Source organism: Natronosalvus amylolyticus, assembly GCF_024298845.1.
Taxonomy (GTDB): Archaea; Halobacteriota; Halobacteria; order Halobacteriales; family Natrialbaceae; genus Natronosalvus; species Natronosalvus amylolyticus.
Genome location: NZ_CP101156.1, coordinates 40,557 through 63,028 on the forward strand (window position 1 = coordinate 40,557; position 22,472 = coordinate 63,028).

The 22,472-nt window shown below is 61.2% G+C and carries 20 protein-coding genes, 1 tRNA gene and 3 pseudogenes; 15 read left to right on the plus strand and 9 right to left on the minus strand.

What is annotated here, in order from left to right; translation table 11 throughout:
- Positions 1-35 precede the first annotated feature (35 nt).
- Together NLK60_RS00195 and NLK60_RS00200 are read left to right on the plus strand one after the other, a co-directional pair.
- Positions 36-777: pseudogene (locus NLK60_RS00195) on the plus strand (HNH endonuclease).
- An 82-nt stretch (positions 778-859) separates the two neighbouring features.
- Positions 860-962, plus strand: a tRNA-Gln gene (locus tag NLK60_RS00200).
- Positions 963-1,087: 125 nt separating this feature from the next.
- On the opposite strand, the gene ppsA is transcribed toward NLK60_RS00200, so the two are convergent.
- Positions 1,088-3,361: a pyruvate, water dikinase gene (gene ppsA, locus NLK60_RS00205; RefSeq protein ID WP_254808894.1), complete on the minus strand. Its 2,274-nt coding sequence runs from the start codon at positions 3,359-3,361 to the stop codon at positions 1,088-1,090.
- Between the two features lie 95 nt (positions 3,362-3,456).
- Between ppsA and NLK60_RS00210 the strand changes: the two genes are divergently transcribed.
- From NLK60_RS00210 to NLK60_RS00220, 3 genes are all read left to right on the plus strand, one after another.
- Complete coding sequence (locus NLK60_RS00210; RefSeq protein ID WP_254808895.1) at positions 3,457-4,839, plus strand: ADP-dependent glucokinase/phosphofructokinase; 1,383 nt, start codon at positions 3,457-3,459, stop codon at positions 4,837-4,839.
- A 91-nt stretch (positions 4,840-4,930) separates the two neighbouring features.
- Entirely contained in the window at positions 4,931-5,368 is a 438-nt protein-coding gene (locus NLK60_RS00215) for a universal stress protein (protein WP_254808896.1), read from the plus strand.
- Between the two features lie 367 nt (positions 5,369-5,735).
- Positions 5,736-6,494 (plus strand): sugar phosphate isomerase/epimerase family protein, encoded by a 759-nt coding sequence (locus tag NLK60_RS00220; RefSeq protein WP_254808897.1) that lies wholly within the window; start codon positions 5,736-5,738, stop codon positions 6,492-6,494.
- 236 nt (positions 6,495-6,730) lie between these two features.
- Here the strand turns inward: NLK60_RS00220 and NLK60_RS00225 are convergent.
- The 4 genes and pseudogenes from NLK60_RS00225 to NLK60_RS00240 all read right to left on the minus strand — a co-directional run.
- Positions 6,731-6,919 (minus strand): annotated as a pseudogene (locus NLK60_RS00225) (class I SAM-dependent methyltransferase); the annotation flags it as partial.
- A gap of 38 nt (positions 6,920-6,957) precedes the next feature.
- A pseudogene (locus NLK60_RS00230) lies at positions 6,958-7,050 on the minus strand (hypothetical protein); the annotation flags it as partial.
- A gap of 64 nt (positions 7,051-7,114) precedes the next feature.
- Entirely contained in the window at positions 7,115-7,510 is a 396-nt protein-coding gene (locus NLK60_RS00235) for a DUF2267 domain-containing protein (RefSeq protein ID WP_254808898.1), read from the minus strand.
- Positions 7,507-7,827, minus strand: coding sequence for a hypothetical protein (locus tag NLK60_RS00240; protein ID WP_254808899.1), 321 nt, complete (start codon positions 7,825-7,827; stop codon positions 7,507-7,509). Before NLK60_RS00240 ends, NLK60_RS00235 begins: the two co-directional genes overlap by 4 nt.
- 104 nt (positions 7,828-7,931) lie before the next feature.
- Between NLK60_RS00240 and NLK60_RS00245 the strand changes: the two genes are divergently transcribed.
- Together NLK60_RS00245 and NLK60_RS00250 are read left to right on the plus strand one after the other, a co-directional pair.
- A complete protein-coding gene (locus tag NLK60_RS00245; protein ID WP_254808900.1) occupies positions 7,932-8,807 on the plus strand; it encodes a universal stress protein in 876 nt (291 codons plus the stop codon).
- A 78-nt stretch (positions 8,808-8,885) separates the two neighbouring features.
- The gene (locus NLK60_RS00250; protein WP_254808901.1) at positions 8,886-10,283 is read left to right on the plus strand and encodes a hemolysin family protein; all 1,398 of its coding nucleotides are present in this window, start codon (positions 8,886-8,888) and stop codon (positions 10,281-10,283) included.
- Positions 10,284-10,920: 637 nt separating this feature from the next.
- Here NLK60_RS00250 and NLK60_RS00255 read toward each other — a convergent pair.
- Entirely contained in the window at positions 10,921-12,141 is a 1,221-nt protein-coding gene (locus tag NLK60_RS00255) for an RNA-guided endonuclease InsQ/TnpB family protein (RefSeq protein WP_254808902.1), read from the minus strand.
- A 342-nt stretch (positions 12,142-12,483) separates the two neighbouring features.
- Between NLK60_RS00255 and NLK60_RS00260 the strand changes: the two genes are divergently transcribed.
- The 3 genes from NLK60_RS00260 to NLK60_RS00265 all read left to right on the plus strand — a co-directional run bounded on the left by NLK60_RS00260 (position 12,484) and on the right by NLK60_RS00265 (position 13,889).
- The gene (locus NLK60_RS00260; RefSeq protein ID WP_254808903.1) at positions 12,484-12,921 is read left to right on the plus strand and encodes a universal stress protein; all 438 of its coding nucleotides are present in this window, start codon (positions 12,484-12,486) and stop codon (positions 12,919-12,921) included.
- A 14-nt stretch (positions 12,922-12,935) separates the two neighbouring features.
- Positions 12,936-13,070, plus strand: a complete 135-nt coding sequence (locus NLK60_RS19460) for a hypothetical protein (protein WP_256530382.1) — start codon at positions 12,936-12,938, stop codon at positions 13,068-13,070.
- A gap of 177 nt (positions 13,071-13,247) precedes the next feature.
- Positions 13,248-13,889 carry a dienelactone hydrolase family protein gene (locus NLK60_RS00265; protein ID WP_254808904.1) on the plus strand — a complete coding sequence of 214 codons (642 nt, stop codon included), beginning with the start codon at positions 13,248-13,250 and terminating at the stop codon, positions 13,887-13,889.
- A gap of 85 nt (positions 13,890-13,974) precedes the next feature.
- On the opposite strand, the gene NLK60_RS00270 is transcribed toward NLK60_RS00265, so the two are convergent.
- Positions 13,975-14,796, minus strand: a complete 822-nt coding sequence (locus tag NLK60_RS00270) for a universal stress protein (RefSeq protein ID WP_254808905.1) — start codon at positions 14,794-14,796, stop codon at positions 13,975-13,977.
- A gap of 255 nt (positions 14,797-15,051) precedes the next feature.
- Here NLK60_RS00270 and NLK60_RS00275 point away from each other — a divergent pair, with 255 nt between their 5' ends.
- Together NLK60_RS00275 and NLK60_RS00280 are read left to right on the plus strand one after the other, a co-directional pair.
- Positions 15,052-15,522 (plus strand): 2Fe-2S iron-sulfur cluster-binding protein, encoded by a 471-nt coding sequence (locus tag NLK60_RS00275; protein ID WP_254808906.1) that lies wholly within the window; start codon positions 15,052-15,054, stop codon positions 15,520-15,522.
- A 74-nt stretch (positions 15,523-15,596) separates the two neighbouring features.
- Positions 15,597-16,406 carry a HesA/MoeB/ThiF family protein gene (locus tag NLK60_RS00280; protein WP_254808907.1) on the plus strand — a complete coding sequence of 270 codons (810 nt, stop codon included), beginning with the start codon at positions 15,597-15,599 and terminating at the stop codon, positions 16,404-16,406.
- A 215-nt stretch (positions 16,407-16,621) separates the two neighbouring features.
- On the opposite strand, the gene NLK60_RS00285 is transcribed toward NLK60_RS00280, so the two are convergent.
- Together NLK60_RS00285 and NLK60_RS00290 are read right to left on the minus strand one after the other, a co-directional pair.
- Positions 16,622-17,071: a universal stress protein gene (locus NLK60_RS00285; RefSeq protein ID WP_254808908.1), complete on the minus strand. Its 450-nt coding sequence runs from the start codon at positions 17,069-17,071 to the stop codon at positions 16,622-16,624.
- A gap of 111 nt (positions 17,072-17,182) precedes the next feature.
- Positions 17,183-17,971, minus strand: a complete 789-nt coding sequence (locus tag NLK60_RS00290; protein WP_254808909.1) for a beta-ketoacyl-ACP reductase — start codon at positions 17,969-17,971, stop codon at positions 17,183-17,185.
- A 217-nt stretch (positions 17,972-18,188) separates the two neighbouring features.
- Here NLK60_RS00290 and NLK60_RS00295 point away from each other — a divergent pair, with 217 nt between their 5' ends.
- The 3 genes from NLK60_RS00295 (at position 18,189) to NLK60_RS00305 (ending at position 22,348) form a co-directional block, all read left to right on the plus strand.
- Positions 18,189-18,599: a universal stress protein gene (locus NLK60_RS00295; protein WP_254808910.1), complete on the plus strand. Its 411-nt coding sequence runs from the start codon at positions 18,189-18,191 to the stop codon at positions 18,597-18,599.
- A gap of 358 nt (positions 18,600-18,957) precedes the next feature.
- Entirely contained in the window at positions 18,958-19,377 is a 420-nt protein-coding gene (locus NLK60_RS00300; protein ID WP_254808911.1) for a universal stress protein, read from the plus strand.
- 178 nt (positions 19,378-19,555) lie between these two features.
- Positions 19,556-22,348, plus strand: coding sequence for a cation-translocating P-type ATPase (locus tag NLK60_RS00305; RefSeq protein WP_254808912.1), 2,793 nt, complete (start codon positions 19,556-19,558; stop codon positions 22,346-22,348).
- Positions 22,349-22,472 lie beyond the last annotated feature (124 nt).

A 22,472-nucleotide genomic window follows, 5' to 3' on the forward strand; every position in this document is an offset into this window, starting at 1 on the left:
ACACGTTTATCTGCAAAGAAGCGGCCAGACTCCGTGTGCAGTGTCCGACCTGTGGCAAGCACCTCGCTACCGAAGGGGGAGTGCGCCAACACCACACCAAAGTCCACGGCGATCCGCTCCCAAACCGGACGTGCACGGGGTGTGGCCTCGAGTTTTACGATCCCAAGTCTCAACGAAGGTTCTGTGACGGGTGTAATCCGAACGCCGGCGAGCACAACGGTAACTGGTCCGGACGCGAAAGCCGAAACGACCTGTAAGACGTGCGGTGGGAAGTTCGAATGCTATCCATCCGACAAATCCGGGATGTACTGTTCGGATTGTGTTTCAAACGCGGATGGGCTGTTGCCAGAAAATCCTTCCTCACCAGGCAAGCGTATCACCGTTGACTGTAACGGATGTGGAAGCGAACTGTCGGTGTATCCGTCTCGAGTCGAACGAAACGAGCGTGGCGTCTTTTGTGATATGGCGTGTTACGGACGGTGGCTCTCGAGGACGATCGTTGGCGAGAACCATCACCAGTGGGCCGGTGGACCGATTACGTACGGTCGAAAGTGGTGGACTATTCGACGACAGGCGCTCGAGCGAGACGACTATCGTTGTCAACGGTGTGGGCGGAGCCGTGATGACATTGGACGAAAACCGGACGTCCATCATTTAGTGCCGGTTCGGTCCTTCGATGACACCGAGGACGCCCATACATTGGCCAACGTCATCGCATTGTGTCGTCGGTGCCATCGATTGGCAGAGGAGGATCAGATTTCAATGGGTCTCGATTAAAAGAGTAACACTATTACTTTCCCATCCGCTACGTTGGCATGCCCATCGAGCGAGGGAGGAAACTGGCCGATGGCTCGAATGCAGTCCCGTGGTGTAGTGGCCAATCATAATGGCCTTTGGACGTGTACAGTACTTGCTGACACGGAAGACAGCCATTGACGGCGGTTCGAATCCGCCCGGGACTACTAACTCGGAGTTTTGAATCCCGACAGCGTAGCGCGTGACCTGTACGAAAAAGCGTGCTCCTGAATTACCGCAACGGTGGTGTTGCTACGCAGCGTTGTACCGCGGCCCCCCAACAGGGAACGGTTTACTGCTCCAGTTCGGCCACCGTCAGGATCGTTTCGACCGCGACGTCCGGCGAGACGGAGATCGAGTCGATATCCTCTCCGATGAGGAACTCCGTGTACTCCGGGATCGTCGAGGGCGCGTCACCGCAGATGCCGACCGGTCGGTCGTGCCGGTGGGCTTCTTCGATTACGGCGGTGATCGAGCGTTTGATCGCCTCGTCGGTCTCGTCGAACAACGGAGCGAGCACCTCCGAGTTCCGATCGACGCCCAGAGTCAGCTGCGTGAGGTCGTTCGAGCCGATCGAGAATCCGTCGAACAGTTCGGCGAACCGGTCCGCGAGGACCACGTTCGCGGGAAGTTCCGCCATCACCCAGACGTCCATCTCGTCCACTGAAAGCCCGAACTCCTCCAGCAACTCGAGGACGCGTTCTCCTTCCGATACTGTCCGACAGAACGGGACCATTACGGTGACGTTATCGAGTCCGACGTCTTCGCGGACGCGCCTGAGTGCTTCGCACTCGAGGCGAAACGCTTCGCGGAACGTCTCGTCGTAGTACCGGGAGGCCCCGCGCCAACCGAGCATCGGGTTGTTCTCCTCGGGTTCGTACTTCCAGCCGCCCTCGAGGTTGCGGTACTCGTCGGTTTTGAAGTCGCTGAGTCGGAAGATGACGTCGTTCGGGTGGAACGCCGCACCGATCTTCGCGATTCCCGTTCGAAGTGCGTCGATGAACTGTTCTTCATCGCCGCGGTCGAGCAACTCGAGTGGGTGGTAGCCGACGTGGGAGGTGACGATGAACTCTTCGCGGGCCAGCCCGACGCCGTCGACCGGCAGGTTCGCGAGTGCGAACGCTCGATCGGGGTCACCGAGGATGAGTTTGACCTCCGTGTCGGTCTCGGGGAGTTCGTCCACCGTTTCCTCGGTGACGTCGAACTCGAGATCGCCGTCGTACACTCGACCGGTGTCAGTCGAGCAATCGATCGTCACGGCGTCGCCATCAGCAAGGACTTCCGTTGCCGTCCCGGCGCGGACGATCGCTGGAATTCCGAGTTCGCGAGAGACGATCGCGGCGTGGGAGGTCTTCCCGCCCCTGTCGGTGACGATGGCGCTCGCGCGTTTCATGACCGGCATCCAGTCGGGATCGGTCATCTCAGTGGCGAGGACGTCTCCCTCCTCGACCTGGTCCATCTCTCGGTGATCGGAGAGAACGCGGACGGTGCCGCTCGCGATCGCGTTCCCGATCGCGACGCCCTCGAGCAGTTGTTCGTCCGTTTCCTCGAGAGTGTACGTACGAAGGACGTTCTCGTCGGCTGCTCCGTGGACCGTCTCGGGTCTGGTCTGGACGACGAACAGTTCGTCGAGGTCCCCGTCGACGAGCCACTCGATATCCTGTGGCGTTTCGAAGTGGTCCTCGATCCGTGTCGCGTACCGTGTCAGTTCCCGAATTCGATCGTCCGAGAGCGCAAACTGCTCTCGCTGGTCCGCCGGAACTGACTCGAGTTTGGTGCCGCCGTTGCGGCGAACCATGCGCTGGGTCTTCCCGCCGAGTTCCTTCTCGACGATCCCCGTCGTCGGCTTGAACACGGTGTACCGGTCAGGGTCGACGACGCCCTGCACGATCGGTTCCCCGAAGCCGTAGGCTGCCTCGATCGTGACGACCCCGTCGAATCCCGTGTCCGGGTCGAGCGTAAACAACACGCCCGAGGAGGCCAGGTCTGCACGGCCCATTTTCTGGACGGCACAGGCCAGTTTGACGTCGAAGTGATCGAAGTCGTTGTTCTCGCGGTAGACGATAGCGCGATCGGTAAACAGCGACGCGAAGCAGTGTTTGATCGACTCGAGCAGCTCTCTTTCCCCGGCGACGTTCAGGAACGTCTCCTGCTGGCCGGCGAACGACGCCTCGGGGAGGTCCTCCGCGGTTGCGGAACTTCTGACGGCAACCTCCGGATCGTCTATCCCGAGTTCGTCGCCCAGGTCGGCGTATCGCTCGAGGCACGCCGACTCGAGTGCAGGCGGCATTGACGCCTCCGATATCGTGCGCCTGATACGCTCTCCACGCCGCTGGAGATCTGCAACGTCGTCGATGTCAAGTCCCTCGAGTTGCGACTCGATCTCGGCCTGGATACCGGTCTCTTCGACGTAATAGTCGTAGGCCGACGCGGTCGTCGTGAATCCTGGTAGCACGGGGACGTCGATGTCAGCGAGTTCCCCGAGATTTGCGCTTTTTCCACCGACGACGTCCGTATCGTCACCACTCAATTCCTCCAGCCATCGAACAAACGGCTCTCGTGACATTGGTCTGTCAATCGGACCACGTGGACGATAATAAGTTGGCAGGGGGTGCCCGACGGCACAGGATTAACCCGCTCCGTCTGGGAGGGTGTCGTGTCATGCAGGACGAGCACGCCCAACTGGAGGCTGACATCGCGGCGGTCGAGGATTTGCCGGTGTTTATCGCCTACAACGCGAACGTCGATGCGATCGTTCGAGTCGATCAAGAGCTGGAATCGTTCCTCGAGCGGCCGAAGGAGCCTGGTTCGGAAGTGCCGCCGAGTCCGCTCGAATCGAAACGAGAACTCGCGGCGGCGATCGCACACACGATGGCGGCCGGCCGAGGCGACGAGATCGCGATGACCGACGAGTTCGCGCGCACGCTCGAGTCGGCGTTGCCCCCCGACAGCCAGCAGATGGGTGGCCAGGCTGGAATCATGACCAACCTGCTCACCTCCCTGCGCGCAGCACCGATCACGTACACGTATCTGGTATCGGAGCGACAACTGTCGATGTTCGACCGCCCGGAGGAAGTCCAGTATCCGACGACTGAAGGTGACCAGGTGCGTTACGTTCCCCTGTCCAAGGCCGTCAACACCGACCGCACGAAAATAAACTGGGTGTTCGAGTTTAGGGAGGGCGACGAACTGTTCGGCGTTCGTGCCGTCGGAGATACCCGGTTTATCGCCGCCTCGAGGCCCCCGGAGTTCGACCTGACGGCCGGGCAACTCGACGATGCGATCGATCAGGTTGGCGAGGTTGTTGCGGGTGCTCTTCTAGCGGGATATCACAATCTCACACCTGAACACGTCGAGGAGGGGTACGAGGAAGTTCATCGTCACGCACGCGAGGTAATCCGCCGACTCCGATCGGGAGGTGACGTCGCCGTGCACGTCGAGTACGCCGTCACCCACGACGATGACCTCAGGGAGAGCATGTACGAGTGGATCCTCCCGGAGGCGAACGTCATCGGCACGGATACTCACGAACTGACCATGCTTCACGAAGACGCGGGGCTCGATGCCGTGGACGAGGCTCCGTCGGAAGCGACGCCGTTCGAACCGGACGAGATACTCGATCACTACCGGATGCTCACCGCGTTACGCGAGGAACTCGGCGTCGATTGCATTCAGTTACACGCCATGGAGTACCATCTCGCTGTGATGGAGTCGTACCACTCGCCTGAGGCCCTTCGTCGGGGCCTCGAGTTCGCCGCCGTCAACGCCGCGACGAAGGCGGCACTGGGGGATATCAGATCGCCCGATGCTCTCGAGACAGGGCTGGAGTACGAACGGTCAGAGATGGGGCGTGAGGCGATCGAACTGCTGGCGGATCACATAGATGAGACGGCCGAGGACGGCGTCATCGCCACCCCGACCGTCGCTGCCTGTCCGAACCGCGTCGTCGACGATCCTGTGGGAACTGTCGGCATCGGCGACATCGTCTCGTCGTCGAGTTTCGTGCTCGAACTCGCGCTCTCTACCGAACGGGAACGAAGCTAGTCGCGGGTCGGGCGGACGCTCACCGGTCTCGAGTCGACGCGAACGCCGCCCCTGCAGTACGGTTTTGTACCACGGCTCCGTCGACTCCGTCATGGACCGACACGTGCTGGTTCCCCTCGATGGATCGAAACCGAGCTGGGCGGCCCTCGACCACGCGGCGGCGAAGGCGGACGGAGACCGAATCACCGTCCTCCACGTCGTCGACCCGGCGGAGGGCGTTTACACTGGAGCGGCTGGCGGCTACTACGACGCCGAGGCGTTCGATCGGGCCAGGGAACGCGGCGAGACCCTCTGTGAGCAGGCTCGCGAACGGCTCCGGGAGGACGGCGCGCTCGAGCGGATCGAACTCGATACCGCCGTAAAGACCGGCAAAGCGGCCCGAACTATCGTGGCGTACGCAACCGATCACGATATCGACCACGTTGTCATCGGTAGCCACGGACGTGGAGGCGTTTCACGCATTCTGCTCGGGAGCGTCGCCGAAACGGTCGTCCGTCGGTCACCCTGTCCGGTCACGGTTGTCCGGTGATTGATAGAAATTATCGTAGGCAGCCGGCGGTTCCGAAGGACGGCTGTCGGCGCTGTGCCTCGATTCTTCCTCGGTACCGATGAGCCGACGATAAACACTATGAGCACCAGCGTATGGGCACGCTTCCCGCCGACGGTTGCCAACCGACTAGCAATCCCGGCCGGACTGACCGGCGTCCAGTGAACGCTGTATGCAGATCGTTGCCACTGATTTCCGTTCATACGGCTCCTGTAACTTTTACCAGTGATTTCCATACCGGTTCGGCGATCACCGGGAAGCGGTGACCGTAAACCGTACCCGTGGGCGACGCTGTCCGACACTGGCGACGACAACAAATTCTATTACGGGTCGCGGCCGAGCACCCGGTATGGACGCCGATGTCGGACTCACGGTTGGTGACTCGCTCGACCGGTTGGCGGCGACCGTCGACGGCTTCGACTTTGCCGAACTCTCGATCGGCGACGGAACGTCTGCTGTAGATCTGGACGAGAATCGTCTCGGATCGATACTGTCGACCAGCGATACCGACCTCTGTGTACACCTCCCGTACAAGCAGGTCGTAGCGACGCCCAGTCCTGAGATCAACGAGGGTATCGTCGACTACATGACTCGACTGCTCGATTGGGCGGGTGGCCTCGGTGCCGACAAAGCAGTCCTCCACGGCACGCTCCGGGATCCCCACGACACTGATCTGCGCCCCGTCTTCGCCGACCAGCTCTCGGCGATTGCCACGGCCAGCGACAACGCGGGCGTCGAACTCGTCGTCGAAAACGTCGGGCACCAGGCGCGTGGCCTCCCACTGTCGGTCCTCGGCGACCTCGCTCGCCAGACGGAAACCGCAGTCTGTTTCGACGTCGGGCACGCTTACATGGAGGATGGTAACGATGGCGTCGACCGTTTTCTCTCCGGCTGGGGCGATCTCGTCTCGCATCTGCACGTCCACGACGTTCGCTCGAGGGGCGATACCCACCTGCCGATCGGTGCCGGCGAGATCGATTACGGTGTCGTCGCGGACCACCTCGGAGGATTCAGCGGAACCGTGGCCGTCGAGGTGTTCACCGACGATCTCGAGCTGTTAGGCGACTCTGCTCGGCGGGCGCGGAACCACCTCGAAGCGGACTCGTGAACCGGTGGAAGATCGGTCGGGGACGCCGCTGCTACCTCTTCTGAGCAACTGCGACTTCTACCGGCAGCCCCCAGGCGCTGACGACCCGTTCGGCGTCGATCTCGAATCCCGCGTCGAGGAGTGTGTCGCGGATAGAGTGGCCGGCAGTCGACGTACGTCGGATACAACTCGTGAATCGATTCGTACAATCGGGTCATCACGCCCGCTTCTCGGCGGGACAGTGAGACGACACAGAGGCGCCCCTCAGGGAAAAGCACGCGTCGCCACTCGTTGAGGACGGCCGGAATCTCCGGTGTGTCGAACAGGTCGAGGACGAAACTCGCGAAGCACGCATCGAAGGTCCCGTCCGGGAACGGCGCGATCGACGCGTCACTCTCGACGACGATGCCAGCGTCCAGATCGGCGGTCGCGAGATTCGTCGACACATCCCTCTCGAGAGATCGATGCCGACGGCGAGGCCGTCCGTCCCGACCGCTCGGCTGAGTGCAACGAGTGCGGTTCCGGTGCCGCAACCGATATCGACGACTCGTCGCCGACGCCCGTCTCGGATCCCCAATCACCTCCGGCCGCCGACCGGTGGTCCGCACCATTGTCGGCCGCAGAGGAGTCACTCGACTCGCTCACTGGTGAACCGCGTCAACCTGCGCGAAGAGCTTCTCGTAGTCCTCGGGGAGGCCGTCGCGGACCTTCGTGACGTTTCCGGGCGGGACGACATCTGCGACGACGGCTAGGACCTGCTGGGCGTGGTAGTTCGCGTCTGAACGGTCGACACTTTCGCCCTCCCGTTCGCTGACTCGGTCGAGAAACTCCTGGTAATCGAACCGCTGGCCGTGCTCGGCCTCGGTCAGGTACCGATCGATCTCCATCGAAAGCGGGCTGGCGAGATCAGTCGCTTCACCTTCGTGGAGTCGCTCGCCGAGCGTCGTCAGAACCGCCCTGGTCGCCCGAACCGCGGGCCCCATTTCCGCGAACTCGAGTCTGTGCTGTACCTGTCCGACGAACTCCTTGTATTTCATTGGAATCTCCAGGCGGACGATCGATACGATCCGCCACTAGGCCCTTCTCCACGCAGCAAAAAGTAGGACGGGGATGGCTCCCATCGGCCGGGACTGCGCGGGCCCCCTTTCCGCCACTCTCCTATACTCACTAGTACCCTCCCAAACGTCGACCACGTGTCGTCTGCATACTGGAGGATCGTTCGTGCCGGCTCACCGGGGACGAGTTCGGTTTCGGTTGTGACTTCGTCGGTTAGTTCTTCCAGTGTCGATTCGATGGCCCGTTCGCTTTCCTCGCGTTCGTTCTTGCCCTCGTCTTCGACCTGTGTACCCTGCACACGCTTACCACCGACTGTATCCCCTTCAGCAGCCAGCTACAAACCGTCACAGCGGACCGGAACTGAACGTAATAACGCTCCAGAACGTACAACCAACCGTCGAGATGAGCAAGAACACCGCGGATGCAGACGACACGCTACTGGTCCCGATCGCGAATCCCGAGACGGCAGATCGACAGCTCGATACCGCGATCGACATCGCGGCCGATCGGTCATGCCGAATTCTCGTCATCTTCGTCCTCGAAGTTCCGCCACAACTGTCGCTCGTCGACGGCCGGCGGTACCTGCTCGAGGACGAACAGGAGGAACTCCTCGCCGACGCCGTAGAGCGTGTGGAATCTCGCGGAATCCCCGCCGACCAGCGGATTCGAATGGCTCGTGGCGTCGCAACAGGGATCGTCGGGGCCATCGACAAGCACGATGTCGACACGATTCTGCTAGGATGGCGTGGTCGGCCGCCACGTCAGGACGTTATCCTCGGAAGTCACGTCGACAAGATTCTCAGTGACGCCTCCTGCGACGTGCTCGTTCAGCGAATCAAGACGCCACGACCCGAGAACGTCGACTCGGTCTTGGTCCCGGTAGCCGGCGGCCCACACGACGCGTTCGCCGCGGAGACGGCCGCCTCGATCGCGCGGAATAACGACGCTTCGGTCACCCTGCTCCACGTGCTCGAATCGGCGGAGCCGGAACTGTCGCGGGGCGAGGCGGCGGCGCTGCTCGACGAAAGGGCCGACAGCTTCGAGGAAGTCCGATCCGTCGATCGCGCCGTGATCGAGGACGACGACGTGGGGGGCACAATCACCGACTGGACGACCGAACACGAGGTCACGGTGCTGGGTGTCTCGCGCGGCGGGCTGCTCCGGCGAGCACTACTCGGGACGATCTCGGAAAGCGTCGGTAGACACGCCGCCGGGACGGTAATCCTGGCGAAGCGCCACGATCCTGTACCGTCGCGTCTGCGGCGACTGTTCCCCTGACGAGGTCGACCATCCCGAACCACGAGAGTACGCACCCGCTCACGGCGGTTTTTGAACCTCCTCGCCGTAGTGATTTCAATGCTCCTGGAACCCGCAGGCCCCATCGAGTACACTGTGTCGGTCGTCGGGGCGGTCCCGGTCGGGTGGACCGCAACCGTGGCCACTGTCTGGCCGTCGATCCCCGTGCCGGAACTACCGCTGTGGTTACTCACGGCCGGTGGCGTGCTGGCGATTGCGCTCCTGATGGCGATCTCAGGGTTCTTTTCATCGTCAGAGATCGCAATGTTCGCGCTGCCAAAACACCGTCTGGACGCCCTCGTCGAGAGCGAGGCGACGAACGCGACCGTTGTCGAGGAACTCCGTGGCGATCCACACCGACTCCTCGTCACTATCTTGGTGGGGAACAACGTCGCGAACGTCGCCATGTCGAGCGTCGCGACCGCCCTTCTCGGGTTCTACGTTTCAGGGATACAGGCAGTCCTGCTGACGACGATTGGAATCACGTCGCTCGTCTTACTATTCAGCGAGAGCGCGCCAAAGTCTTACGCCATCGAGAACACGGAGTCGTGGGCGCTCCGGGTCGCCCGTCCGATACGCTTCTCGGAGTATCTGCTGTATCCATTCGTCGTCGTCTTCGACAAACTGACCCGGGCAGTCAACGGCCTCGTCGGTGCCGAGACGGCGATCGAATCCGCCTATATCACGCGGAGCGAACTGCAGGAACTCATCGTAGCGGGCGAGCGCGCCGGCGCGATCGAAACCGACGAGCGCGATCGATTGCGCCGAACGTTCCGGTTCGACGAGACCCCGGCAAGCGAGATCATGGTACCGCGGCCAGACATTGTGGCTGTCCCAGCGTCGGCGTCGCTCGAGGACGCGCTCCAGATCAGCGTCTACAGCGAATTTACCCACCTCCCGGTGTACGAGGGAAGTCTCGACACCGTGATCGGAACCGTTCACGTCTGCGACCTGCTCCGGGAGCGCGATTACGGCGAGCGCGGATCTGACGAGGTCGACCTGTGGGACGTCATGCGGCCGACGGTACACGTCCCCGAGAGCATGCCAGCTGACGACGTGATCGCGGAACTGCAGCGTGCCCAGGTCCACCTCGGCGTCGTCATCGACGAGTACGGCACGACCGAAGGGATCGTCACCACGGAGGACCCGACCGAGGTGATCGTCGGGGAGATTCTCCAGCCCCGCGAGTCGGTCCCGATTCGGATCGTCGACGACCGAGCCGCGATCGTCCGCGGCGACGTGGCCGTGACGGCAGCCAACGAGGCGATGGAAATCGACCTCCCGACGCCACCGAGATCCGACACCGTGGCCGGCCTCGTACTCCATCGGGTGGGTCGACTCCCCGAGGAAGGCGAGCGCATCGCCGTCGGCGACGTCGCTATCGTCGTCGAATCCGTCGCCGACACGCGGATCGAGGAGGTCCGGATCGTCCGGCCGCAGACGAAGACGTCCTCCTGATCGCCACCTTCGACACCGTCAGGGGTACAAGGGTCGAACGCGACGGCGAGGTGCGGCCCACGATGAAACGCTCGAGGGGAAAGGTGACCTGCCCCGGTGCGAAGAGCGTACAGCGGCCACGTCCTCGGTCTGCCGAGCGAGGGGCTCCCCGGGACCGAGCAATCGGTCACGATCGTCGAGGACGTGGTCGGACGTCCGACCTCCCGGACCTCGACGGGATCAGGAGGTCGCTCGGACGGAACGCCGGAAACTCCCCGTGGAGCACCGCCGACCCGATTACCCCGAGCCGGAAAGAAACGCTGAGCGAGGACGCCGACGCCGCCAGCTTCCTCGTGTACAAAGTCGATACGGTGTACAACTGGGAGAGTGTCCTTCTCTCGGGCACGATCGACGCCATCCCCGATCGGAGTGGGGCGACCTCGAGGCCTCTCAGAACCGTGCCTTGCGACCGAGCCTGTTCGAGGAGGCCTCCCTCTCCGGGTCGGTCAAGATCTACGAGTTTCGGATCGACGACCGAACCGGGATCAAACACCAGGGGCTCCCGCCCGCGCTTCAATCGGGCGGTGCATAGCACCGAACGATGTCAACAACCCCGACCGCAAGGGTCGGGGCTTGTCAGTGAACTCCCGCTCTGCCGCTAGACAGCGGAGGCGTTGAAATCGCCGTTCGCATTCACCGTTCCTGACTTCAGGGCCAGTTGACTGGTAGCCCGTCCAGACCCAGACTTGAGCCAGTTCTGGACAAGACGCCACGCCACGTTCCGCGCAGCGTTGTAATCCGCGTGCAGTTCCTTCCCACACTTCAGACACTCGAACTCATCACCATCACGATTATCCTCGTGAGTAAACCCACACTCACCGTGACTGCACCGCTGAGACGTGTACTGTGGAGCGACGGTATCGACCTCGATACCGTGTGCTTCGGCCTTGTACTCGACTTGCCGTTTGATTTCCCTGAACGCCCACTGCTGGAACTTAGACGCGTTCGAGATGCGAGTCCAAATCCACGTCAACCGCTCGAACGCGATATGCGTACAGTCGTTCTCAAGGGCTTCTCGGACGATACCGTTCGACACGGCGTGCAAGCGGTGGCAGCTCCACTCGGCAAACCTATCACCGATTGACTGGATAGTGAGGTGCGCCGAGCGCGTCCCCGTCTGTTGCAAGTGTCCACGACGACGTTCGTACTCGTCGCGCTTGTGATTCAATTCTTCCGCGTTGCCGAGGAACGCTCCAGTGCTGGTGACGGCGAGGTAGCCGTCCACGTTGAGGTCTACGCCGAGAACCACCCCGTTCTCGGTCTGCTCATCAGTAATAGATTCAACGTCTTTCTCAACGGCAACGTGGAGGTAGTACTCACCGTTACGCTTGTGGAGCGTAGCTTCTCGTTTCTCCCATACATCCTCGTTCCAGTACTCTTCAAACGGCGTTCCTTCATTGTCGTGTGGAAGGACGTACTCGGCGGTCACGCGCTCACCAGTGGTGGCGAGCGTCACGTGGTCGTCGTTGTACGTGATGGTGCGTCCGTTGTACACGATAACGCTTCCTCGGAACTCTGGCTTGCTCGTCTGTTTGTCGTCATCGAGCAAGTCCTTACAATTGCCGAGAGCGGTCGCAGCGAGGTTTCTCGCTGATTGAACGAGGCTGGATTGGAGGGTGGTTTGTTCGCGGACTTCGGTGTACGTGGCGTCGTGGAGTTTGTTTTTGGCTTTGACGAGGTGGTCAGGGTCGTCGCTCCACCCGTAGTCTGCGACGTGTTGGGCGGCTTGACGGAACTCTTCGAAGGTCTGGTCAACAGCCGAGTGTCCTGACTCGGGGATGTTGAGTTTGACTCGGATATTCCTGACTACCTCTGCCATACTTCATTAAACGACTAATACTATTTAATATTAATGATGGCAACGTAGGGCGTTAGTCGTGCTGTGAAGCGTGGTTGTATTCCCAAGTGTCGGCTTCCTCCCCGAGGTCAAGCCTCGGGGTATCCGCCTCGACCGCCGATGAACGTCGTATAGTAGCCTTTGGAACGATTTACACACCTATCACGACGGCGTTTTGCGATAGGGTGTGCAATGATTTTCAATGGCTACTATAACTCGCGTCTGTGGCAGAGAACCGTTTCGGCGACGCTCCCGCGACTGGAATCGGTTCACGGGCCGTAGTCAGACAAGTTTTATATCCGGCTGTCGCTCGTCCTACGACGTATGAGTGAACGCGTCCTGGTCCCCTACGACGGAAGCGATCACGCCGAAGCCGCACTTCGATTTGCGTTCGAGACGCACCCCGACGCGACAATCGTGGTCTTTCACGTCGTCGAACCGTTCGCCGAACACACCGACGCCGGCGTCGAGAACGTCCGCCGGTGGCAGGATACCGCCCGCGAGTACGCGGAAACGGCCTTCGAAGAGGCGGCGGCCGTCGCCGCCGAGTACGATCGATCCGTCGAGACTGACTGGGAGTACGGCCGCCCGCAACACGTGATCGTGCGGTACGTCACCGATCACGACGTCGATCAGGTCGTGATGGGCAGTCGCGGCCGTAACGGACTCGATCGACTCCTCCTCGGTAGCATCGCGGAGACCGTCGTTCGACGAGTGCCGGTCCCCGTCACCGTCGTCGGGGACGAGGAATTGGACGAGTAGCCGACCCGAACGAGATGGTCATCCCGGTCGCGGAGATCGCGCCCGATCGACTCGAATCGTACGCCGTGAGTCCCGACGCGGCCCGCGACGCGCTCGAGGGCGCCGATAGCACACTCCGGATTGCCAGGAGCGCCGATCTCCCGTTCTGAGAGTGCCTCCGCGAGTGGCTCTCAGGTCATTCCCCTGCCGGTGAATCGATAAACTGTCCCCATTGTTTTCTGGGCAACGAACGTGACGGGATACGTGATACGCATGGTGGTGCCGTCGGGCTCGATGGTCCGAATCACCCCCACCGAATAAAGAGCGTCGGCGGTGTCGGAGCGAACATGGCACACCACTCGGAGTCGCTCGTGTCCATTCCGGTCGACGACGTCGAACTCGAGGGCATGCTCGAACTCCCGGCCGAGGCACCCGGTGTGGTCGTCTTCGCCCACGGGAGCGGATCCAGTCGGAAGAGCCCGCGCAATAACTTCGTCGCGGAAACCATTCGGGATCGGGGCCTCGGGACCCTTCTGTTCGACTTGCTCACCGAGGAGGAGGATCAGTACCGTGAGAACAGATTCGACATCCCGCTGTTAACCGATCGACTCGCCGCGGTCACCGAGTGGCTGTGGGCGCGCGAGGACGTCCCCGACGTGAACACCGGGTACTTCGGCTCCAGCACCGGCGCCGCGTCGGCGCTCCGGGCCGCGTCGCACCTGAAGGACGACGTCGACGCCGTCGTCTCACGCGGCGGCCGCGTGGACATGGCCACTGAAGTGCTCGACGAGGTCCGGGCGCCTACCCTGTTCGTCGTCGGTGGGAACGACACCCAGGTACTCGAGCTCAATCGCGAAGCCCTCGACCAACTCACCTGCGAGCGGGACCTGCACGTCGTCGAGGGGGCCGGACACCTCTTCGAGGGCGAGGGTGAACTCGAGGAAGTCGCCGACGTGGCGGCCGACTGGTTCGCTCAGAACCTGACGTAGGGGCGACGTTGCCTTCACAGCGCTCCCGATCCCGGTCGGGGCGATCGACGGGAACCACAGCTGTCCCGCCGGCGAGCGCCAGTGGTTAGCTGACGACGGTGACCGGTACCGGCGCTCGAAGGACGAGGGACTCGGCCACGCTGCCAAGGAGGAGTCGCGGCCATCCGGAGCGGCCGGACCGACCGACGACGAGGTGATTGAACCCCCCGTCGACGGCGTATTCGGCGATCGTTCGGGCCGGATCGCCGCGTTCGGATTCGGTTTGGATCGTCGAACCGAGGGTATCCGCGCGCTGTCGCACGGTTTCGAGGGTAGAATCGGCGTCAGCAGTCGTCCCGAAAACCTCGGACGGATCGATGACGTACAATGCGGTGATCGTAGCAGTCGAAAATTCTTGGAGGGCGAACTCGAGGGCTTCGTAGGCGCGTTCGGACCCGTCGACTGCCACGAGCACCTGCTCTGGCTGCGTGGGGTCGTCATCATCGACGCTCCGCACTACCGTGACGGTCGTCGGTGAACGACGGGTGACGGTTTTCGCGACGCTCCCGACGAACACGGTGTCGAGACTCGAGCGACCTTTGCTTCCGACTGAAATCTGATCGACATCGTTCTCGCCGACAAATTTGAGGATTTCCTCGGCCGGTCTTCCGCGTCTCGTTGCCGTCTCTTCGAGCGTTATCCCCCGACGCTCGGCCATCTCCCGTGCCGTGTCGTGTATTTCGACGGCTTCGTCTTTGGCGTTCGACAACCAGCCTTCGTCGTAGCCCGGCCCCTCGTATCGCTTTTTTGTCGGGTTGATGACGTGCAGCGTGATGTGGGTCGCGTCCGGAAAGGTCACGAAACTGTACGCCAGTGCGGTGAATGCCTCGTCCGAACCGTCGATCGGGTCGAGGACGTGATCTACCATTGGGTTCGACACCTCGTGGGCCCTACCATACCAAACGCTATAGTGCTATCCGGCTGATTGCGCGCCGTCGTGGCCCAGCCGTGAACGGAGCAATCGCGTCGGTCTCCTCCCGCGCGCGCGTCGACACCTGTTCGGGTCGATATGGTCGGCCCCTTACTGTAGCCGAAGGATCCGAACCGACGGGGGCACAAGTGAGAAGAAGACGCCGGTTCATGGCTGGCAACGTTTAACATGGGGACCGATGTGGGGAACCCCATGGCTGACTACTCCAACGACGAACGCAATGATCTGACGGCCCCGTCAGACGATTCACTCGGGCCTTCTCGAGACACACTGCTCACCGAGCGACGCCGATTGTTAGTCGCGCTCGGCGGTTCCGGGGCCGTCGTGCTCGCGGGGTGTCTCGGAATGAACGATGACGAAGACGAAGTCGTCGACACCTACGAGATCGTGTTCCTCGACCAGGACCAGACCGTATCGGTCGATTCGGACCAGGATATTCTGGCGGCTGCACTGGACGCTGGCGTCGATATCCCCTACTCTTGTGAGGTGGGGCGGTGTGGGCAGTGTACCGCGAAGTACGATGGTGACGCCGGTACAGTGGTTACTCACGATGGGAACGAGTATCTCGAGGAAAACGAAATCGAGGCCGGGTGGGTGCTGACGTGTGTTGCCTATCCCGACGACGATTTCGAACTCGAGGTCGCCCATCCCGACGACGGATAAACAGCGATCTAGTCCGGTCATCTCTCTGGGCTGTGCTGGTGAAGCTTAATCCGTTTGCGTGGTGGACCCATCGTATGGATGATTCGCTCTCCCCTCGCCAACGGGAACGATACTCTCGACAGCTACTGATCGATTCCGTTGGGGAACCGGAACAACGAACGCTGCTGTCGAGTCGTGTCCTCGTCGCGGGGGCTGGCGGGCTCGGATCAGCAGTGATCCAGTCGCTGGCTGCGGCCGGCGTCGGCACTATCGGTATCGTTGACGATGGCGAAGTCAAACGCTCGAACCTCCAGCGACAGGTCATTCACACCGTCGACGATATCGGGAAGCCGAAAGTCGAGAGCGCCGCTCGATACGTCGAGGCGCTCAACCCGGAGGTCACGGTAGAAACGCATCTTGAGCGCCTGCAACTCGAGGGGGCAGCGGCGCTGGTCGAACCTTACGACGTGGTCATCGACGCGCTGGATAACTTCCGAGCACGGTTTGTCGGGAACGATGTCGCACGACTCGCCGGTATTCCGTTCGTTCACGGGGCTGTGTACGGCTTCGAAGGGCAGATGATGGCGTTCCGGCCGGGTGGCCCCTGCTATCGGTGCTTGCTACCGGAACTGCCCGACCCCGGGGCAATCCCTTCCGGCGAGCCGATGGGTATCTTTCCACCGGTTCCGCTCACGATCGGGTGCCTCCAGGCGATGGAGGCGCTCAAACACGTTCTGGACCTCGACGAGGTTCTCGATGATGAACTGTTGCGATACGACGCGACCGACGTTACGTTCACTCGAACGCCCCTCGAAGTAGACCCGGATTGTCCGGTTTGTGGCTCCGATTCGGTGGACTCGGCTACTGCCCTCGAGTACGACGAGCGATGTCGAATAGTGGTCTAGTGGCTTCCTCAACCTGAGAGGGAGTATCGTCGGCGTTCATCGGTACCGACGAAGAACCCTGCCACAGCGTCGACAGCCGTACTTCGAAACCGCCGGCTGGCTACGATAATCCCTATGAACTGGTGGGGAAGATCATTTGTCGTCGGTCGATTTATCCCACCAGTCGACGTTTGGAAGCGGACTAATCCCGCCTGCAATACCTCGTCAGGAGTCGGTTATCGCACGACACTTACGGGAACCGTCGCCCGTTCGACGAGGGACTTCGCGACGCTGCCGAGCATCATGCCAGCCCGCCCGGATCGGCCGCGATGACCGACGAAAATCGTGTCGAACCCCTCCTCTTCGGCGTACGCCGTGATTGCCACGACCGGGTTCCCGTACAGGAGTTCGGTCTCAACAATCTGCCCACATTCTGCAGCGAGATCTGCGGCGTCCTCGAGGTGTTGTTGCCCCCGCGCTTCGGCGTCTTCGACACTCTCGATGACAAGACGCGGCTCGCTCTCCCAGAGTGAGAGGGCCGGCTCGTCCCCACCCTCGTCGTATGCGGTGGGATCGACGGCGTGAACCACGGTGATCGACCCATCCATCGCGTCTGCGATATCGGCGGCGTATTCCAGGGCGTTTTTCGACGCTTCGGATCCGTCGGCAGCCACAAGGGACTTCATGGGTCTATTTTCACCCTCGAATTATTTGAATCACGAGGGGCTCACACAGATCGACTCTGGACCTGGTTGATACACGCAGTGTAATTCGGTGATATTGTCTCGTCTCCGGAGTCACCACTCCATCCCCCCGTTGATGCCGATCACCTGTCCGGTCATGTAGTCGGCGTGGTCGCTCGCGAGGAACCGAACCATCCCGACGATGTCCTCGGTATCGGCGAACCGATCCAGCGGAATCTTCTCTCGAATCTGCCCGCGGACGCGATCTGGGACCTTCTCGAGCATATCGGTCTCCGTAAAACCCGGTGCGACACAGTTTGCCGTCGACCCCTCTCGAGCGAGTTCCAGCGCGATGGTTCGCGTGAACGCGATGAGGCCGCCTTTCGACGTCGCGTAGTTCGCCTGGCCGTAGTTACCCTGCTGACCGACGACGCTCGAAATGTTGATGAGTCGGCCACTACCAGCGTTCTTGATGTCGTCGTAGAACGCCTTCGTACAGTTGAACGTCCCGTTGAGGTTCACTTCCATGACTCGATTCCAGTCCTCGTAGGTCATGTTCTCGAACGTACGGTCGATCGTGATTCCGGCGTTGTTGACGAGGACGTCGATCGGACCGAACGCCTCGTGGACTTCTTCAGCCATGGCCGCGACCGCATCGGGGTCCGAAACGTCGGCTCCCACAGCTATTGCCTGCTCCTCGTTCGCTTCGATGTGGTCGCGCACCTCACGCGCTTTCTCGGCCGAACTGGCATAGTTCACGACGACGTTCCCACCACATCGAGCGAACTCGAGGGCGATTTCCCGTCCGATTCCGCGCGACGATCCCGTGACGAGGCAGGTCTGGCCGGCAAGCGGCTTCCGCTCGAGCGGCTCGAGTCGTTCCTGGGTGAGTGATTCGGACATACGAGGGATACGCCACCGGCCACCGTGTTAATGATGCACCCCGTTTATGCTGGGATGAGAGAATTGAACGGGATTTAAGCATCTAGTCCCCTCCCAAACGTCGACCGGTGAGTGAAATCGAACAGCGCTGCGTGATTTCACTCACAACTGCAGGTTTGGGAAGCCACTACAGTATCCCGGTAAGGTATTTGAGGCCGTCCGTGGTGCTATCAGATCCATGTACGATACGATTCTCGTCGCCACCGACGGGAGCGATGCTGCCGACCGAGCAGCCGATCACGCAGGGACTCTGGCATCGACGTTTGGCGCAGACTTACACGCGATTCACGTCGTCGATACGGCGCGGTACGGAAAATCGGTTCTGTCGGGTTCGGACGACGTGCTCGAGGCGCTCGAAAAACAGGGTAGAGACGTCCTCGAAACGGTGAGCGAGCGTACTGATGTCGCCGTAACGACGAAACTATCGAGCGGACAACCGGATACGGAAATCGATGCCTACGCCGAGGAAATCGACAGCGATTTGATCGTGATCGGGAACCGCGGTCTGGGGGCCGGAGCGGCCGGACAGATCGGGAGCGTTGCCGAACGGATTGTCAGAACGACGGATCGGCCGGTCATCACGTGCTGATAGGGAGTATCGTCGGCGTTCCTCGGTACCGACGAAGAACCCTGCCACAGCGTCGACAGCCGTCGTTCAAAACCGCCGGCTGGCTACGATAATCCCTATGCGTAGCCCGTTACGCCTGAACGTGTGGGCCAAATCGATAGCGGTTGTCAGATTCGGGTCGCTCACCGACGCTTGACGGGGTACTGAGTTCCGTTGGCGTACCCGTCTCACGTCCTCTCCAACGTGTTCTCGATGGGACGGAGAAGCGGGTTCACGACCAAGCGGTTTCGCCGTGCTTAGTGGACCGCAGCGCGTAGGAGATTCCATCCGTTGCGGTACAAGTTATTTAATGGGCTTCGGTGTGTATCATGGTGGTTCGATGTACGACACGATTCTCGTGCCGACGGATGGAAGTGACGCCGCAAACCGCGCTGTCGATCACGCGCTGGTCCTGGCAGATCGGTACGATGCGCGTATTCATGCGATGTACTGCGTGGAGACGAATCGCTACGGTGAACCGGCACTGAGTAGCACCGAACTCGTCTGCAACCAACTCGAGGAGCACGGACAGGAACTACTCGAGGCGCTCGGTGACCGTGCTGCAGACGCTGGCATCGAGTACACGTACGAGATCTATCACGGCCGTCCCTGGGAGGTCGTCCTCGAGGAATCCGAATCGCTCGATGCCGATCTCGTCGTTATTGGCTACCAGGGACAGAGTCACACGCGGACGAAAAAGATCGGCAGCGTCGCCGAGCGGATCGTGAGGTCGGCCGACCGGCCGGTACTGACCGCCTGAGTTGATTCGTCGTATTCGTGGGACTGTCGAGAAACTCGGTGGAACCGCCTCTCCTCGAGTCTCTCGGACCGTCCCGGAATCACTATGGTGTCTCCACCCGTCGGCTGTCGACGATGGGCCGCATGGACGAATAGTGGGACTGGGACGAGACTGACAGCGATATACGAACCGATACGCCGTGTCACGTACCGAATACGCCGAACGGATTGCAAGCGAGTCCGACGCCGACTGGCACGCCCAGCCACTCGAACACCTCTACGAGGCGCTCGATTCATCACCTGCAGGTGTTTCAGACGAGGAAGCCAGTACTCGCCTCGAGCGATCGGGGCCGAACGAAGTGAAAGCGGAGTCGGGGATTTCGCCGTTGCAAATTCTCATCGACCAGTACAAACCGGCGCTGATCTGGGTATTGCTCGTTGCTGCCACAGTGATGGCCTTCGTCGGCCACTGGATCGATGCCGGCGTCATCGCCGGCGTTGTCGTTTTCATCACGATCTTTGGATTTCTGCAGGATTACCGGGCCGAACAAAGCATTCAGGCGCTCGAGGATATGTCGACGCGGTATGCGGTGGTTCGACGTGGGGGCGAAAAAAAGGAAATCGACGCTCGAAAGGTCGTTCCAGGGGACGTCGTGTTCGTCGAGTCCGGCGACATCGTCCCGGCTGACGCACGGCTCATCGAGGAGTCGAATCTCAGCGTCGACGAGGCCGCACTGACTGGCGAGAGTGCCGGCGTCTCGAAATCGGTTGGCGAAGTCGACACCGACATCGCGCTCGCGGAACGCGAAAATATGCTGTACAAAGACACGGTCGTCCAGCGTGGGTCGGGGATCGCTCTCGTTGTCGAAACTGGCCCCCAATCGGAGATCGGACAGATTGCGACCGCGCTCGAGGAGGCCGAGGATCGGGACACGCCGTTTCAGGCAGAAATGGATCGTCTCGGAAAGCTGATTGCGGGAGGGGTCGTCGCCATCGTTTCGATCATCGCGATAACTGAACTGGTGGTTGGTGATACACCGCCGTTACAGGTGTTCCTGACGGCAGTCGGTATCGCGGTGTCGGCGGTTCCCGAGGGATTACCCGCGGTCGTGACCCTCTCTCTCGCCCTCGGAGCACGTCGGATGGCCGAGCAAAACGCGCTCGTCCGCCGACTTCCGATCGTCGAGGCGCTTGGTTCGGTCGATGTTATCTGTACGGATAAGACCGGGACGCTCACCGAAGAGGAGATGACGGTCACACGGATCGCTGCCAACCGCGAAACCTACGAGGTGACCGGCAGCGGCTACGATACTGATGGGGACTTTCTCCAGGATGGTGACTCCGTCGAGACCGACCGAGTTGCCGAGGTTTTGCGGTGTGGACTGCTTTGTAACAACGTCGACATCGGCACCCGAGAGCGTGACGGTTCTGACGAACACGGTGACACCGAACGAACGTATCTGGGTGATCCGACGGAAATTGCCCTGTTCGTCGCCGCTCAGAAAGCCGGATTCGAACACGATGAACTCGACGCTGAGTATCCCCGAATTGGCGAAGTCGACTTTACCTCCGCTCGAAAGCGGATGACGACGGTTCACGAGACGCCCGACGGAGAACCGATCGCCTACATGAAGGGAGCCCCGGAGACCGTGCTCGAGCGCTGTGACAGGGAACTCGTCGACGGCAAAGCCGTCGAACTATCCGATGATCGACGCGACGAAATTCAGGCCAAGCAGGAGTCATTTGCCGAAGATGCACTGCGAGTAATGGGATTTGCCTACCGACCCGATATTCCCGAGGACCTGGCCGACTCCCCTGACGAATCACTCGAGGATTCGATGGTCTTTCTCGGATTGCAGGGGATGCTCGACCCGCCGCGTCCGGAAGTTCCCGGCGCCATTGCTGGCTGTCTCGATGCAGGTATCAACGTGGTGATGATCACCGGTGATAACGCCGTCACCGCTCGGGCTATCGGGGAGGAAGTCGGCTTGCGCTCGAGCACCGTCATCACCGGCCCTGAACTCGAGGAGATGTCCGATGACGCGTTGAGTGATGCTGTCGAGGACGTCGATATCTTCGCTCGGACAGCGCCGGATCACAAGACGCGTATTCTCCAGATGCTGCAAGCCAAAGGTCACACGGTGGCGATGACGGGCGACGGCGTCAACGACGCCCCGGCGGTCAAGAACGCGGACGTGGGTGTGGCGATGGGGATTCGAGGGACCGACGTAACCGAGCAGGCGTCCGACATCGTCCTACTCGATGATAACTTTGCGACGATTCGAGACGCGGTCAAAGGTGGTCGGCGAATCTTCGATAACGTCCGTAAGTTCGTCAACTACCTCCTGTCGGGCAACGGCGGGGAGGTTACCATGATATTCACTGGCACGCTGGCCGGTCTCGGACTGGTCATCACGCCGATTCAGGTGCTCTGGATCAACGTCGTCACTGATGGGATTCCAGCGCTGTCGATGGGCGTCGACCCACCTGCAGAAGACATCATGGAACGCGAACCACGTCCCCCGGACGAAGGCGTCATCACGACACGAATCGTCACCTCGGTGATCGGCATTGCCGCGTTCATGACGATCTGTCTGCTACCGATATTTACGCTCAACTACTACGGTGACGTCATTCCAGGGTACGACGTGACTGGGTCACTGCTCGGTTGGCGCCCCGGATACGAACCGAGTCGCGAACTTGCCCAGACGATGGTCTTTACCGGGTTCGTCGTCTTCGAAATCGTTCGTATTCAGGCGATTCGATTCCGATACGGACTCGGCCTCCTCTCTAACCTTTGGCTGGTCGGTGCGGTAGCACTCGCTGGCGTCCTCCAACTACTCGTGCTTTATACACCGACGGGACAACTGCTGTTCGACGTCGAACCGCTGTCGCTCGTTCACTGGCTCCAGATCGGCGTTGCTGCAACCGTCTTTGCCTCGCTGATGGCCCTGTTCGTGGTCGTTCAGGATCGGTATTTCGACCGCTACTGATGGATTGTGTTGCCACCCAGCGACACCGGCGGCGTTTTCGTCGCCTGAGGAGCGACGCTTGGTGGTACCATCCTGATCGGGTGGCTGCTCGAGGAAAACGTCTACCATCGGTTTCGACGGCGGG

What these genes read in the sequence shown, in the direction of transcription:
- ppsA (WP_254808894.1), bottom strand. Translation starts at nt 3,361, where the DNA reads ATGTCACGAGAGCCGTTTGTTCGATGGCTGGAGGAATTGAGTGGTGAC.
- NLK60_RS00210 (WP_254808895.1), top strand. Translation starts at nt 3,457, where the DNA reads ATGCAGGACGAGCACGCCCAACTGGAGGCTGACATCGCGGCGGTCGAG.
- NLK60_RS00215 (WP_254808896.1), top strand. Translation starts at nt 4,931, where the DNA reads ATGGACCGACACGTGCTGGTTCCCCTCGATGGATCGAAACCGAGCTGG.
- NLK60_RS00220 (WP_254808897.1), top strand. Translation starts at nt 5,736, where the DNA reads ATGGACGCCGATGTCGGACTCACGGTTGGTGACTCGCTCGACCGGTTG.
- NLK60_RS00235 (WP_254808898.1), bottom strand. Translation starts at nt 7,510, where the DNA reads ATGAAATACAAGGAGTTCGTCGGACAGGTACAGCACAGACTCGAGTTC.
- NLK60_RS00245 (WP_254808900.1), top strand. Translation starts at nt 7,932, where the DNA reads ATGAGCAAGAACACCGCGGATGCAGACGACACGCTACTGGTCCCGATC.
- NLK60_RS00250 (WP_254808901.1), top strand. Translation starts at nt 8,886, where the DNA reads ATGCTCCTGGAACCCGCAGGCCCCATCGAGTACACTGTGTCGGTCGTC.
- NLK60_RS00255 (WP_254808902.1), bottom strand. Translation starts at nt 12,141, where the DNA reads ATGGCAGAGGTAGTCAGGAATATCCGAGTCAAACTCAACATCCCCGAG.
- NLK60_RS00260 (WP_254808903.1), top strand. Translation starts at nt 12,484, where the DNA reads ATGAGTGAACGCGTCCTGGTCCCCTACGACGGAAGCGATCACGCCGAA.
- NLK60_RS19460 (WP_256530382.1), top strand. Translation starts at nt 12,936, where the DNA reads ATGGTCATCCCGGTCGCGGAGATCGCGCCCGATCGACTCGAATCGTAC.
- NLK60_RS00265 (WP_254808904.1), top strand. Translation starts at nt 13,248, where the DNA reads ATGGCACACCACTCGGAGTCGCTCGTGTCCATTCCGGTCGACGACGTC.
- NLK60_RS00270 (WP_254808905.1), bottom strand. Translation starts at nt 14,796, where the DNA reads ATGGTAGATCACGTCCTCGACCCGATCGACGGTTCGGACGAGGCATTC.
- NLK60_RS00275 (WP_254808906.1), top strand. Translation starts at nt 15,052, where the DNA reads ATGGCTGACTACTCCAACGACGAACGCAATGATCTGACGGCCCCGTCA.
- NLK60_RS00280 (WP_254808907.1), top strand. Translation starts at nt 15,597, where the DNA reads ATGGATGATTCGCTCTCCCCTCGCCAACGGGAACGATACTCTCGACAG.
- NLK60_RS00285 (WP_254808908.1), bottom strand. Translation starts at nt 17,071, where the DNA reads ATGAAGTCCCTTGTGGCTGCCGACGGATCCGAAGCGTCGAAAAACGCC.
- NLK60_RS00290 (WP_254808909.1), bottom strand. Translation starts at nt 17,971, where the DNA reads ATGTCCGAATCACTCACCCAGGAACGACTCGAGCCGCTCGAGCGGAAG.
- NLK60_RS00295 (WP_254808910.1), top strand. Translation starts at nt 18,189, where the DNA reads ATGTACGATACGATTCTCGTCGCCACCGACGGGAGCGATGCTGCCGAC.
- NLK60_RS00300 (WP_254808911.1), top strand. Translation starts at nt 18,958, where the DNA reads ATGTACGACACGATTCTCGTGCCGACGGATGGAAGTGACGCCGCAAAC.